This window comes from Streptomyces sp. NL15-2K, from assembly GCF_030551255.1.
In the GTDB taxonomy this organism is placed as follows: domain Bacteria; phylum Actinomycetota; class Actinomycetes; order Streptomycetales; family Streptomycetaceae; genus Streptomyces.
This window is the reverse complement of sequence record NZ_CP130630.1, coordinates 9,157,945-9,170,597: the sequence shown is the minus strand read 5'-3', so window position 1 is coordinate 9,170,597 and position 12,653 is coordinate 9,157,945. Positions and strand designations below refer to the sequence as shown.

Here is a 12,653-nt window from a genome sequence, read left to right as displayed (position 1 = left end):
GTGTCTAGTGGCAATAGCAAAGAGTCGTCAAGTGCATGACATTGCCGCAACTGTCCGATGGGGCCAACTCGCCGTCCCTGAGGCGTACGGTCAACGCCTCCGCGCCGCCCTTCCCGGCAGACGGGTGGCGGACGTCCCGGAACCGCTTCACCCAGCCCGATAGGCCCGTAGAAACGCCGCCACACCTCCCTTGATCAGACGGTCCGTCTCCTCCTTCGGCAGTGGCCGGACGCCGTAGTGGGACTGCTGCGCGACATGCGTCGAGATCAGCGACATGAAGTGGACGCCCGCGAGGGCGGCGTCGCCGTGCACGTCGATCAGGCCGGCGGCGGCGAGGCTCTCCATCGCATCGGCCATGCCTCGGCCCACCGGCCTCGGCCCGGCGTCCTGCCACGCCTCGAGGACCTCGGGCGGTACGTGGTCGGCCTCGGCGTGGATGTGCCGGACGAGGGCGAAATGGTCCGCGTATTGGGTCATGAGGCCGACCATGGCGCGGGCCAGGGCCACGAGATCGCGTTCCAGGTCCTCCGGGCGGGGCGGGCGTTCGGGGTCCAGCATCGCCTTCACCAGGCCGAGTTGGGCGTCCCGCACCTCGCTCGACGTCCAGGTGACCACCGTACGGAAGAGCTCGGCCTTGCCGTGCGGGAAGTGGTTGTAGAGCGTGCGCGTCGAGACGCCGGCGGCGGCCGCCAGCGCGTCGACCGAGGCGCGGGCGAAGCCCTCGCGTCCGAAGACCCCGCACGCCGCGCTCGCGATGGCCATCTGCTTCTCCAGCTTGCGGGGCGGGACCTCGCGCCGCGCCTTCTCCACCCGCGCCTCATTGGTACTGCCCACGGTCTCTCCTCGCCGACTCGCCGACCCACTCGACTTACAACGAGCGTTGTATTTTTTACAACGCTCGTTGTAGCTTACCGGAGGGGAGGCCGCGTCGGACGGCCGCCCCGCCCCATGAGGGCATACCAAGGCACTATCGAGGGGGATCCACCATGCCTGCCACCGAAACCACACCCACCATCAGCACCGGCGAAGACGCTCCGCTGCGGGTCGCCGTCATCGTCGGCAGCGTCCGCGAGGGGCGTATCGGACGCGCCGTCACCGACTGGTTCCTGGGCACCGCCGAGGGCGACGCCGGCCTGAACCTGGACGTCATCGACCTCGCGGATGTCGATCTGCCGCTGGTCATGCCGGGCTGGGGCGGCACACCGAGCCCCGAGGCGGTCGCCGCGCTGGCCGACGTCACACCGCGCCTGGCCGCGGCCGACGCGTTCGTCGTCGTCACGCCCGAGTACAACCACAGCTTCCCGGCCGCCCTGAAGAACTTCATCGACTGGCACTACGAGCAGTGGCGGGCCAAGCCGGTCGGCTTCGTGTCCTACGGCGGACTGGCCGGCGGGCTGCGGGCCGTCGAGCAACTGCGGCTGATCTTCGCCGAGTTGCACGCGATGACGATGCGCGACGCCGTCAGCCTGCACGGGCCGTGGTCGGGGCTCACGGAGGACGGAACACCGCGCGACGAGACCGTGTGCGAGGGCGCGGCCAAGGACATGCTCGGCCAACTCTCCTGGTGGGGACGGGCGTTGCGGACGGCGCGCGCGGCCCGGCCGTACACGGGCTGACGGGGGCCGGGAGAATGACCGCGACACCGGCTGTCGAGGCGCCCTCGGACGCCTCGCGGTCCGCCGCCCGGGCCCTGAACCGCACCATCGCCGTCGTGATCATCGGCTCGGTGATGTCGGTGCTCGACATGACGATCGTCAACGTGGCGCTGCGTACCCTCTCCGAGGAGTTCGCCGCGCCGCTGGAGACGATCCAGTGGACGACGACCGCGTACACGCTCGCGCTCGCCGCCGTCATCCCGACGGCGGCCTGGGCGATGGGCCGGATCGGCGCCAAGCGTGTCTATCTGACCGCCCTGCTGCTGTTCACGCTGGGTTCGCTGCTCGCGGCCTTCGCCCAGGACGCGGCCGGCCTGATCGCGTTCCGGGCGGTGCAGGGGCTCGGCGGCGGGTTGTTGATGCCCGTCGGCATGGCGATGGTGATGCGCACCGCGGACCGGGAGCGGATGGGGCGGGCGATGGCGTTGATGGGGCTGCCCATCCTGATCGGCCCGGTGGCCGGGCCGGTGCTCGGCGGCTGGCTGATCGACGTCGCCTCCTGGCACTGGATCTTCCTGGTCAACCTGCCGGTGGGGCTGCTGGCGCTGGTCCTGGCGGCGAAGCTGCTCGTGCCCGACGCGCCGGGCACGGCGGCCCCGGCGCCCCGCCTGGACGTCCCGGGCCTGCTGATGCTCTCGCCGGGCCTCGCGCTGCTGCTGTTCGGTCTGGCGCGGGGCGGCGAGCGGGGGGACTTCGCCTCGTACGTAACGCTCGTGCCCACGCTCGCGGGTGCCGCGCTCGTCACCGTCTTCGTACGGCGTGCGCTGACCGTCCGTGAGCCGCTGCTCGACCTCCGGCTGCTGCGGGACCGCACGTTCGCGGTCGGCGTCGGTACGCTCGCGCTGTTCACCTGCGGCTACTTCGGGTCGATGCTGCTCGCCCCGGTGTACTGGCAGCAGGTGCGGGACACCAGCGCCACGGCCGCCGGTCTGCTGGGCGCGCCGGTCGGACTCGCCGTCGGCATCACGATGCAGATCGCCGCGCGGCGCATCGACAAGGTGGCCCCTCGGCGTCTGATCCCGGCCGGGATCGTGGTGGGGGCGCTCGGCATGGCGCTGACGGCGCTCCAGGTCGGTACGGAGGACGTCGCCGCCTGGCGGGTGGTCGGCGCGGGGATGGTGATGGGCGTCGGCTCGGGCATGGTCCTGATGCCGACGATGACGACCGCGAGCCGCGACCTGCCGAAGGACCGCATCGCCGCGGCGAGCACCGCGCTGAACATCAACTCCCAGGTGGGGGCGTCGGTCGGCACCGCACTGATCTCCGTGGTGCTGGGCTCGGCGGGCACCGACCCGACGGGGTTCCGCACCGCGTACGCGGTCGCGGCGGGGCTGCTCGTGCTGGCCCTGGTGCCGGCTTTGCTGCTGCCGGGGCGACGGGACTGACAGGGGCTGGCGGGGACTGACAGGGGCTCACTGGGGCTAACTGGGGGGGTGCCCTGGTCAGCCCCGCCCCGACCGCCATATCGGCGTGAACAGCCCGGCCACCGCGATCAGTACGCAGCACGCGCCGGCGGCCAGGCCGACCGGCGCGGTGCCCTGCCGTTCCGCCGCCCAGGTCAGGACGGCGGCGCCGATCGGGGCGGCGGAGTACTGGAGGGTCCAGAAGGCGGAGGTGGCCCGGCCCAGCAGCGGCTCCGGGGTCACCTCCTGGCGCAGCGACATGGAGCAGGTGCCGGCCATGCCGACGCAGGCGAGGAAGGCCGCGCTGAGCGCCGCGACGACGGACACGTCCCGCGCCCAGCCCAGCCCGGCGAAGGCCAGCCCGCACACCGCCACCGAACCGGTCCAGGTCCGCCCGAAGCCGAGCCGGCGCCGCACCCGGGCCACCAGCAGCGCGCCGGTGATCGTGCCGAGCGCGCCGACGGCCATGACGGTGCCGACCGTGCCGTCGTCTCGGCCGAGGTCGTGCTTGAGGTGGTAGATGACCAGGTCGTTCAGGCCGAGGGTGAGGAAGCTGAAGACGAACAGCAGGGCGGTCAGCGAGCGCAGCACCGGGTGGCCGTAGAGGAAGGCGATCCCGGCGCGCAGGTCCTGCCACAGGCCGGCCCGCCGCGCCGGGCCGCCGTCGTCGTCCTTGGGGCGCGCGGCGAACCGTACGAAGAGCATGCAGACGGCCGACACGCCGAAGCTGGCCGCGTCCACGCCGACCGCGGCGGCCGGTCCGGTCCAGGCGGCCACCATTCCCGCGCACAGCGGTCCGAGGACGCCCGCCGCGGCGGCGGTCGCGTTCAGCCGGCCGTTGGCCTGCGTGAGGTGCTCGGTGCCGACCAGGCCGCGGACGACGGTGACGTAGCCGACGGCGAACAGCATGCCGACGGCCTCGCACAGCGGCAGCACGACGTACAGCAGCCAGACCTGCGGCCCCAACAGCCACACCAGCGGGATCACCGCGTACAGCACCATGCGCACCAGATCGCAGGCGATCAGGAGCCTGCGGCGGTCGACCCGGTCCACCAGCGCCCCGGCGAACACGGCCGCCAGCACCGAGGCCGCCCCGCCCACCGCCGTCAGCAGCCCCATCCGCGCGAGCGAGCCGGTGGCCTCCAGCACCAGCAGCGGCAGGGCGATCAGGGCGAAGGAGTCACCGAGGACGGAGAGGGTCTGCGCGGCCCAGAAAATCCCGAAGTCCCGTTGCCGCCACAGTCGACGGCTCTCACCGGACGGCGGGTCGGTACTTGGTACCCGCGCCGCGCGCGGTGTCCGACTGCCCGGCTCTTCCTCACTCCGCGCCCCGTTCGTCATGCTCCTCCCCCTCCCCCGGCAACCTTACGGGGCTTCCTGGGCGCCCTCCTCCGGTGCCGCTCACGCGGTGACGAGGTCTTCCCAGTGGTCGGCGAGCGCGGGGATGGGCTGGGGCACGGGGCCGAGGCCTCCGTCGTGCGGTGCTTCGAGTTCGTCGAGCACTTCCTTGACCGCGCGTTCCGAGACCGCGGGAGGCGGTGCGGGGAGGCTGTAGTGGACGCCGGTGCCGTCGGAGCGGCCGGTGGCGGTGTCGGCGTGGTGCGTCACGGGCGTGTAGCTGTTCCAGTTCAGGCTGTTGAGGCGGTGGATCTGGTCGGCCCAGTGCTGGGCGTCGCGCATGTCGCCGTGACACAGGTGGAGCAGGTACAGGCACAGGGCTGCGGTGACGCTGCCGGCGCCTGCGGTGTACTGCCACCAGAACTGGGCGCCCTCCGCCTGGTCGGCGAGGTAAAGGAGGCAGGCGAAGGTGAGGGCGCCGTCGGGGTCGCGAGCGGTGTCGAAGGCGGTGATGCGGCGGGCGGCACCGTGGTGGTGGACGGTGCCGCGGCACAGCACGCGCAGGTCGTGAGCCGCCTGTTCGTGCAGCGCGGCGGGGAGCGGGTGAGCTCGGCGACCGCCTTGTGCAGCGGTGTGAAGGAACCGCACCCAGCGCAGCTCGTGCAGGTCGCGGGCGAGATTGTGCCGGGCCGCTGCCAGGTCGGCGCAGGTGTACTCGCCCTGGAAGACGCGGGAACGGCGCAGGGCCTCCTCGATGCTGCGCGGGGTGCGGTTCACAGCGGGGTCACTCCTTGTCGTCGTCGGGGGTGCTGTCGACCCGGTACCCCATGGCGGCCGCGAGCCTGTGTATCGCGGTGCGGCGGGTGGACCGGACGGTGGCTTCGCGGATGCCCATGATGAGAGCCGTGTCCTTGGTGTCGAACTCGAGCACGTCGCGCAGGACGAGCACGTCGAATTGCCGCTCGCTCAGACGTGTCATCTGCCGGAACAGGCCCAGGCCTTCCTCGAGTTCGGCGATCTCCTGTCCGTGCTCGGCGTGGAAGGCGCTGCGGAAGGCATCGAGCAGGGGCGCGCTGGCTGCCCTGATGGCCCGCTCGAAGGCCAGGGTCTCGGTCGTGGCCGGGCTGCGGCCCTGGTCGGCGAGTTCGCCGTGGACACGCTGCTTGAACAGCGCCCACGCGTAGGCGCCGGGGGTCTCCATGGCCTCCAGCCGCGGCCAGATGGTCGCCAGGTACAGGAAGGTGCGGTCGACCAGCCGACGGGCTGCTACGGCGTTGCCGCCGAGGTGGATCCGGCTGTACTCGAAGCACGCCCGGTCGTAGCGGGCGTGGAAGGCCCAGAACTCGGGCGGCATCAGGGAGCCGGGGTTGCGTGTCATCGGTCCTGCGGGTTCAGGCTGCCAGCTGGTCATCGGTGGCCTCCTTCGTTCCAGGAAGCCGTGGTCGCGTTTGTCGCGGAGGGCTGAGGCTGCTGCTCGCTCAGGGCGCCGGCACCGATACGGACTCCGGCGCCGAGCAGGCGTCGCACTAAGAACCACACGTCGGGCGCGAACGAGCGCGCCGCGGCGGAGGTGGCCAGCACGAGGCTGACTACGTCGTAGTTCACAGTGATTCTTTTCCTTCACTTCCAGACGGTGCCGTGACCGCTCCGTCCCCCGCCCGATGCGGGCTTGGCACCTGGAGCATCGTTGCTCTGGAGAACAGATAAGCGGACCCGACCCGGCAAACGTGCAGCCCTTCGAACAGATCTTTCTAACGGAGGGTAACTTTCCACTGACTGTTGGCCATGGGTGAATTCACAGATGTATAGCGCCAGGCCGCGCCACCCCTCGCGCCTCATGCGCCACCCCTGCCGAACTGGGCATCCACCGAAAGAGCAGAACTTCGATCGTCGTTTGCGCGAACGTGGCGCCACAGGATCAAATTCTGAGTGTGCTGCAGATCACGTTTGGCCATATGTGACAGCATGCTTCACCGTGCTCCCGTCCCCCGTACCGCCCGCGGCGAGCCGTCTTGACGAGGATCGTTCGCGGACCAGCGGGCCGCCGACCGGCGACCTGGCATCCGAAGCAACCGGGGGACCGGGCACTGTCACCAGTGGTCTTCGTATTGGCGAGGAGATCCCCATGAGCACAGCCGTCGTCGTGGGCAGCGGTCCCAACGGCCTCGCCGCCGCCGTCCGCCTCGCCCGCGCGGGCGTGGACGTCACCGTCCTGGAGGCGGCCGACACGATCGGCGGCGGGACCCGCACCAGTGAGCTGACGCCGGGCCTGCTGCACGACCACTGCTCGGCGACGCACCCGATGGCCGTGGGCTCCCCGTTCCTGCGCACGCTCGACCTGGGCCGGTACGGCCTGCGCTGGCGCCTGCCGGAGATCGACTGCGTGCATCCGCTGGACTCCGGCGAGGCCGGGGTGCTGTACCGGTCGGTGCGGGAGACGGCGGAGGGCCTCGGGCCGGTCGACGGGCGCAGGTGGCGGCGGTTGTTCGGACCGCTCACCGACGGCTTCGACGCGCTCGCCGAGGACTTCCTCGGCCCGCTCGCGCGCGTGCCGCACCACCCCCTGCTGCTGGCGCGGTTCGGGCTGCCGGCCCTGCTGCCCGCCCGCGCCGTGGCCGGGGTGTGGCGCACCGAGTCCGCCCGCGCGCTGTACGGCGGGGTGGCGGCGCACGCCTTCCGCCCGCTGCACCTGCCCGCGACCGCCGCGATCGGGCTCTCGGTCATCGCGGCCGGGCACCGGCACGGCTGGGCGGTGGCCGAGGGCGGCTCCCGGGCGATCACCGACGCACTGGCCGCGCTGCTGGCCGAGCTCGGCGGCCGGATCGAGACCGGAGTCCGCGTCCGGTCGGCGGCCCAGTTGCCTCCTTCCGACGTGGTCCTCTTCGACCTCGCGCCGCGCGCGGTCGCGGAGATCCTCGGCGACCGGCTGCCGCCCCGGGTGGCCCGCGCCTACCGCCGGTTCCGGCACGGACCGGCCGCCTTCAAGGTGGACTTCGCGGTCGAGGGCGGCGTGCCCTGGACCCACGAGGCCGCACGCCGGGCGGGCACGGTGCACCTCGGCGGCACGTTCGAGGAGGTCGCCGCCGTCGAACGCGCGGTCCACGCCGGCCGGATGCCCGAGCGGCCCTTCATGCTCGTCGGCCAGCAGTACCTGGCCGATCCCCAGCGGTCGAAGGGCGACGTCCACCCCGTGTGGACGTACGCACACGTACCGCACGGCTACGACGGCGACGCCACCGAGGCGGTCGTACGCCAGATCGAACGGTTCGCCCCGGGCTTCCGCGACCGGGTCCTCGCCACGGCGGTCCGCTCCCCGTCCGCGCTCGCGGAGTACAACCCGAACTACGTGGGCGGCGACATCATCACGGGCGCCAACACCGTCACCCAGCTCGTGGCCAGGCCGCGCCCCGCCCTCGACCCGTACGCCACCGGCGTACCGGGCATGTTCATCTGCTCGGCGGCCACGCCACCGGGCGCGGGCGCCCACGGCATGTGCGGGGCGCACGCGGCGGCGTCGGCGTTGCGGCATCTCACCCGGCGGCGAAGGCGGCGGCATTCTCCGCCGCCCACTGCCGGAAGGGGCTGGCCGGGGATCCGGTGACCCGCGAGACCGTGTCCCGCACCTCCAGCAGTTCCTCGTTGACGTCGCCGCCCATCAGGTCGAGCACCGCGCTCGCGGTCTCGTCCCCCATGAAGGAGGTCATCTGCCGGTGGGCCTCCTGGCGGCTGATCTCCACCAGGGAGACCTCCCGTCCCGATGCGTCGGCGATGGCGGCGACCTGGCGTCGGACCGTGACGCGCTCCGGTCCCGTCAGGGCGTATGTCCGGCCCCGGTGGCCCGGCTCGGTCAGCGCCGTACGGGCCACCGCAGCGATGTCGGCGGGATGGATGGTCGGGAGCCCGACATCCACGTACGGCGCCCGGACCACGCCGTGCTCTCGGATCGATGGCGCCCACCACAGGGTGTTGGAAGCGAACTGCGTCGGCCTGAGGACGGTCCAGGCCATGCCGCTGCCTTCGAGGAGACGCTCCACGGCCAGGTTCTCCCGCGCGGCGGGCAGATGCGGATGGGTCTCGACCGTGATCGAGGACACGAGCACCACATGCTCCACGCCTGCGTGCCGTGCGGCGTCGAGGACATCCGCCTCGGCGCCCGTGCCCGACAGCAGGAACAGCGAACGTGCCCCGTCCAACGCGTCCTTCAGTGAATCCGCCCGCGCGAGGTCCCCCTCGACGACCTCGATCCCGTCGGGGAACGAGGCTCGCCCCGCGTCACGGGTCAGGCCTCGCACGGGTCCGGCATCGTTGCGGCGCAGCTGCCGCAGCAGAGCACTCCCGATGTTTCCGGTCGCGCCGGTCACGAGGATCATCGTTGTCTCTTCCTGTCCTGGGCGGGTGATCACGTACGCGGCACGTTAGGACCTCAACTCGACTTGAGGTCAAGGGCGTTCAATGCCGACCCACCCGTCTGCCGGCGCGTCAGTGGTCAGCGCAGCACGGGGTCGGGGCCGGGACCTCGAAGGGGACGAGCGTGCCGCCCACCGCCGGCATGGCGGTGAGGACGAGCTCGCCGTCCTGCCACTGCGGACGGACGTGGTCCCACGTCACCAGGCGGGTGTGCGGCGGGAGTTCTTCCGCCGCGCCCAGAACCGTCACCCGGTCGATCGCCGAGCGCGCGAGCACGTCGGCGATCGTCAGTGTGCCCGTGAGGGAGGAGACCCCCGGGTAGATCACCGCGCGGCCCGCCGCGTCGGGGACGCCGGGCGACACCTCGTACTCCCCGGCCGTGAGCCGCTCCCGGGCGGTGCGCAGGAGCGGCTCGGACGGCAGGGTGAACGACAGGGCGACCCGCGGGCGGTCTCCGCGCACCAGGTGCGTGCAGCCGAACGCGCTCTCGGGGAGGGCGAGTTCGGCCGCCAGCAGATGGATCAGGTGGTCGGCCGCGCGCAGGTCCTTGACCCCCGCGTCCACGGTGAGGGCGTACGGCGTCACGAGGGCAGGACCCACACGGGGTTGGAGTAGAACCACAGGTCCCGCCACGGGTCCGCGTCGCCGACCACGTCGATGGCCGGGCCGGCCGGGTCGACGGCGGCGCCCATCGCCCCGACGGCGGACCGGTTGCCGTCGGTGCCGCGCAGACGGACGTACAACGGGCGCTCCACACGCCCGAGTTCGTAGCCGATGCGCACGACGCCGGTCGACTTGTTCACCTCGTACGACCGCACGACCTTGGCCGTCGGCGCGGTGAACGTGTCCTTGTCCGGGACGGGGCCGGTCACATCGCCCTGGATGACGTCCACGCGCGCCAACTTGGGCACGAATCCGGCCCAGTTGGGGCCACCGGCCAGTGCCACGTCGACCGTCAGCCTGACGTTCGTGCCCTTCTTCACGTGCAGGGCGCCGCCGAGCGTGGCCCAGCGGCCGCCGCCGGACACACGGGCGTCGAGGCCGCTGAGGAGCTGCCCGTGGTCGACCCAGATGCGGCCGGCGCGGATGCCCTCCATGACGGCGGCGTAGTTGAAGCCGTCGGCGCCGACGTGCGTACGGCTGTACTGGCCGGGCCAGTAGTCGCCCTGGGTGATGTCGATCTTGCCGCCGTAGACCGGGTCCTCGTACCGGCCGTTGGCGGTGAAGTCGCCGCCCGGGCCGCGTACGGCGGTGTCGGCGTACACCTGGTGGGAGTCGGAGTTGGCGGTGATCCACCAGGGCTTGCCCTCGGCGAGGAGGCTGTCCCACAGGCCGCCGACGGTGGCGGTCATCCAGTCGAAGCCGCCCCAGGTGCGGTAGCTCTCCAGCGGGTAGCCGGCGAAGGAGTTGGCGCTGGGGTTGTTGTCGTAGATGCCGCGGGCCCGGGCCATGCCGAGGGGCGCGGGGAGGCCGGCGGCCTGGTGGCCGGGCGCGCCCTCGAAACCGACGGCGATCTGCCGGCTCGGGTCGGTCGCGTCGCGCCAGGCGCGTATCTCGTGCGGGGAGTCGACACCGCGCCGCGCCGGGTGGTTGGCGAGCATCAGCGCGTCCTTGACCTTGCGGCGGCGGACCTGCTCGCCGAGGAAGGCCAGGCCCGCGACGGCGAGGGCCTCGTTGGCGGGGGTGGAGTCGGAGGCGCCCTTCACGCTGCCGTCGTAGTCGGTCTCGAACTGCTTGAGGACGGACACCTCGTTCTTGCCGGGGTGCACGAAGACGGTGCCGTGCTCGGCGGCCGGGATGTTCCACTCCAGGCCCTGGAAGACGAGGGTGTCCTCGTACGCGGCCCGGGCCTCCTTGATGTCCGGGTTGACCTTCTCGACGCCGATCTTGGCGTGCGTGGTGCTGCCGTGGTCGGTGATGACCAGCCAGTCCATGCCGTGCCTGGCGCCCTGGCGGACCTGGTCGACGACGCGGTACTTGCCGTCGCTGCTGTACTGGGTGTGGATGTGGTGGTCGCCGGCCAGCCAGAGGAAGCCGTTCGTACGGCGGCCGTCGGTGGCGGCGGCGGGCGTCGCCTGACCGAGCACGCTCCCCGCCGCCAGGCCCGCGCCCAGCAGGCCCGCCCGGCGCAGCAGCGAGCGGCGCGACTGCTGCTCGGGGGTCAGGGCCTCGTCGGGCACGGAGGTGTCGAAGGCGGCGGGCAAGGCGGGGGCTGCCTCGTGCTCGAGCCCGTGCTCATGACTGTGGTGGTGCTCGTGACTGTGGTGGTGATGCCCGTGCCCCATGCTGCGCCTCCTGGATACCGCTGCCTTCTGCGGCACCACTGCGCCGCCTGTGGAGGATCGAGGCGAAACATGAACTTTGTTCAACCGGGGAGTGATCGGCAGCCGACCCGGACACGGCGGCTCGACCCGTCCTTCGCTGTTTCCCCAACTGCCCTTTCCGGTCACACTCATTGACACTGAACCTGAGCAGCGTTCACCTTCCGTCCCGCTCCTCCGACCGGAGAGACACCCCCATGAGAAGACTCCTCGGCGCCCTGGCGGCCGCCACCCTCGCCGTCACCGGCCTCGCCGCCACCGGCACGACGCCCGCGACCGCGGCGGTGTCCGCCACCACCGGGTCGTTCAACGTCCTGACGTACAACGTCGCGGGCCTTCCGGAAGGCCTGAGCTCGGGCAATCCGGAGAAGAACACCCCGCTGATCTCCCCGCGCCTCGGGGCGTACGACATCGTGAACGTCCAGGAGGACTTCAACTACCACGCGGCCCTGTACGCCGGGGACAACCACCCGCACCGCACCGCGACCAGCGGCGGCGTGCCGTTCGGCGACGGCCTCAACACCCTCTCGGACTACGCCTTCGAGGACTTCCAGCGGGTGAAGTGGAACAACTGCACGGGCACCAACTGCCTGACGCCGAAGGGCTTTTCGCTGGCGCGCGTGCGCCTCGCCGAGGGCGTCTTCGTCGACCTGTACAACGTCCACACCAACGCGGACTCGACCGAGGACGCGCTGGCGGCGCGCCGCGCCAACGTCTCGCAGCTCTCCGACTTCATCAAGGCGAACTCCGCGGGCAACGCGGTGATCGTCATGGGCGACACGAACACGCGGTACACGCGCACCGGCGACAACATCCGCACGCTGGTCGAGGAGAACGGCCTGACGGACCCGTGGGTGAAGCTGGTGAAGGGCGGAACGGCGCCGGCGCAGGGCGCGGACGCGCTGGTGTGCCCCACGACGGCGCCCACGAACGACTGCGAGGTGGTGGACAAGGTCCTCTACCGGGGCAGCAAGCTGCTCTCGCTGTCGGCCACCCGCTACAACAACGAGTGGGCGTCCTTCCTGGACTCCGCGGGCGGCAACCTCTCCGACCACTTCCCGCACGCGGTCGACTTCTCCTACACCCTCGACTCGTCCCTGAAGGCGAGCGACTTCTTCGGCGGCCCGCACGGCACGGCCTTCAACGACGCGGACGACCTGCCCGCGACACCGTCCCCCCGCACACTGACGCTGCGCGGCGCATCCCGCCTGGACGGGGTGTCGCTCTCCTACGACGGCGGTACGACCGTCTCCCACGGCGGTACGGGCGGCACGGCGACGTCCCTGACCCTCGCGTCCGGCGAGCACCTCACGTCCGTGAAGTTGACGCAGGGGCAGAAGGACGGCCGTACACGCTTGTTCTCGGCGACGTTCACGACGGACAAGGGCCGTTCGGTGTCGGCCGGTACGGCGACGTCCGACACGAAGACGTTCACGGCCCCGTCCGGCTGGCAGATCGCCGGGTTCACCGGGCGGTCGGGGAGCGAGGTCGACAAGCTGGGCGTGCTGTACGCGCCGATCGGCTGACGC

The 12,653-nt window shown here is 71.7% G+C and carries 12 protein-coding genes; 4 read left to right on the top strand and 8 right to left on the bottom strand.

Going from position 1 to position 12,653, the window contains the following annotated elements:
- Positions 1 to 147: 147 nt before the first annotated feature.
- Entirely contained in the window at positions 148 to 834 is a 687-nt protein-coding gene (locus tag Q4V64_RS41045; protein ID WP_124438331.1) for a TetR/AcrR family transcriptional regulator, read from the bottom strand.
- 152 nt (positions 835 to 986) lie between these two features.
- Here Q4V64_RS41045 and Q4V64_RS41040 point away from each other — a divergent pair, with 152 nt between their 5' ends.
- Both Q4V64_RS41040 and Q4V64_RS41035 read left to right on the top strand, forming a co-directional pair.
- The gene (locus Q4V64_RS41040; RefSeq protein WP_124438332.1) at positions 987 to 1,616 is read left to right on the top strand and encodes an NAD(P)H-dependent oxidoreductase; all 630 of its coding nucleotides are present in this window, start codon (positions 987 to 989) and stop codon (positions 1,614 to 1,616) included.
- A 14-nt stretch (positions 1,617 to 1,630) separates the two neighbouring features.
- Positions 1,631 to 3,040 (top strand): DHA2 family efflux MFS transporter permease subunit, encoded by a 1,410-nt coding sequence (locus tag Q4V64_RS41035; protein ID WP_124438333.1) that lies wholly within the window; start codon positions 1,631 to 1,633, stop codon positions 3,038 to 3,040.
- 57 nt (positions 3,041 to 3,097) lie between these two features.
- Here the strand turns inward: Q4V64_RS41035 and Q4V64_RS41030 are convergent, their stop codons facing one another.
- Genes Q4V64_RS41030 through Q4V64_RS41015 form a run of 4 tightly spaced genes read right to left on the bottom strand, consistent with a single transcriptional unit; the run spans position 3,098 to position 6,001 of the window.
- Positions 3,098 to 4,399, bottom strand: coding sequence for an MFS transporter (locus tag Q4V64_RS41030; protein ID WP_124438334.1), 1,302 nt, complete (start codon positions 4,397 to 4,399; stop codon positions 3,098 to 3,100).
- 60 nt (positions 4,400 to 4,459) lie between these two features.
- The gene (locus tag Q4V64_RS41025) at positions 4,460 to 5,173 is read right to left on the bottom strand and encodes a hypothetical protein (protein WP_124438335.1); all 714 of its coding nucleotides are present in this window, start codon (positions 5,171 to 5,173) and stop codon (positions 4,460 to 4,462) included.
- A 7-nt stretch (positions 5,174 to 5,180) separates the two neighbouring features.
- A complete protein-coding gene (locus Q4V64_RS41020; protein ID WP_124438336.1) occupies positions 5,181 to 5,807 on the bottom strand; it encodes a sigma-70 family RNA polymerase sigma factor in 627 nt (208 codons plus the stop codon).
- Complete coding sequence (locus tag Q4V64_RS41015) at positions 5,804 to 6,001, bottom strand: hypothetical protein (protein ID WP_124438337.1); 198 nt, start codon at positions 5,999 to 6,001, stop codon at positions 5,804 to 5,806. Before Q4V64_RS41015 ends, Q4V64_RS41020 begins: the two co-directional genes overlap by 4 nt.
- A 520-nt stretch (positions 6,002 to 6,521) precedes the next feature.
- On the opposite strand from Q4V64_RS41015, the gene Q4V64_RS41010 reads away from it, so the two are divergent.
- Positions 6,522 to 7,997 carry an NAD(P)/FAD-dependent oxidoreductase gene (locus Q4V64_RS41010; RefSeq protein ID WP_124438338.1) on the top strand — a complete coding sequence of 492 codons (1,476 nt, stop codon included), beginning with the start codon at positions 6,522 to 6,524 and terminating at the stop codon, positions 7,995 to 7,997.
- Here the strand turns inward: Q4V64_RS41010 and Q4V64_RS41005 are convergent.
- The 3 genes from Q4V64_RS41005 to Q4V64_RS40995 form a co-directional block, all read right to left on the bottom strand.
- On the bottom strand, positions 7,927 to 8,766 hold the full coding sequence (locus Q4V64_RS41005; RefSeq protein ID WP_124438339.1) for an NAD(P)H-binding protein: 840 nt from the start codon (positions 8,764 to 8,766) through the stop codon (positions 7,927 to 7,929). The genes Q4V64_RS41010 and Q4V64_RS41005 overlap by 71 nt on opposite strands.
- A gap of 109 nt (positions 8,767 to 8,875) precedes the next feature.
- Positions 8,876 to 9,388: a hypothetical protein gene (locus Q4V64_RS41000; protein ID WP_124438340.1), complete on the bottom strand. Its 513-nt coding sequence runs from the start codon at positions 9,386 to 9,388 to the stop codon at positions 8,876 to 8,878.
- Positions 9,385 to 11,088 carry a PHP domain-containing protein gene (locus tag Q4V64_RS40995; protein ID WP_124438341.1) on the bottom strand — a complete coding sequence of 568 codons (1,704 nt, stop codon included), beginning with the start codon at positions 11,086 to 11,088 and terminating at the stop codon, positions 9,385 to 9,387. The genes Q4V64_RS41000 and Q4V64_RS40995 overlap by 4 nt, the downstream gene beginning before the upstream one ends.
- A gap of 233 nt (positions 11,089 to 11,321) precedes the next feature.
- On the opposite strand from Q4V64_RS40995, the gene Q4V64_RS40990 reads away from it, so the two are divergent.
- Positions 11,322 to 12,650, top strand: coding sequence for a jacalin-like lectin (locus tag Q4V64_RS40990; RefSeq protein WP_124438342.1), 1,329 nt, complete (start codon positions 11,322 to 11,324; stop codon positions 12,648 to 12,650).
- Positions 12,651 to 12,653: the final 3 nt, after the last annotated feature.

Coding starts and splice junctions, on each gene's coding strand:
- Q4V64_RS41040 (WP_124438332.1), top strand. CDS start 987: ATGCCTGCCACCGAAACCACACCCACCATCAGCACCGGCGAAGACGCT.
- Q4V64_RS41035 (WP_124438333.1), top strand. CDS start 1,631: ATGACCGCGACACCGGCTGTCGAGGCGCCCTCGGACGCCTCGCGGTCC.
- Q4V64_RS41030 (WP_124438334.1), bottom strand. CDS start 4,399: ATGACGAACGGGGCGCGGAGTGAGGAAGAGCCGGGCAGTCGGACACCG.
- Q4V64_RS41020 (WP_124438336.1), bottom strand. CDS start 5,807: ATGACCAGCTGGCAGCCTGAACCCGCAGGACCGATGACACGCAACCCC.
- Q4V64_RS41010 (WP_124438338.1), top strand. CDS start 6,522: ATGAGCACAGCCGTCGTCGTGGGCAGCGGTCCCAACGGCCTCGCCGCC.
- Q4V64_RS41005 (WP_124438339.1), bottom strand. CDS start 8,766: ATGATCCTCGTGACCGGCGCGACCGGAAACATCGGGAGTGCTCTGCTG.
- Q4V64_RS40995 (WP_124438341.1), bottom strand. CDS start 11,088: ATGGGGCACGGGCATCACCACCACAGTCACGAGCACCACCACAGTCAT.
- Q4V64_RS40990 (WP_124438342.1), top strand. CDS start 11,322: ATGAGAAGACTCCTCGGCGCCCTGGCGGCCGCCACCCTCGCCGTCACC.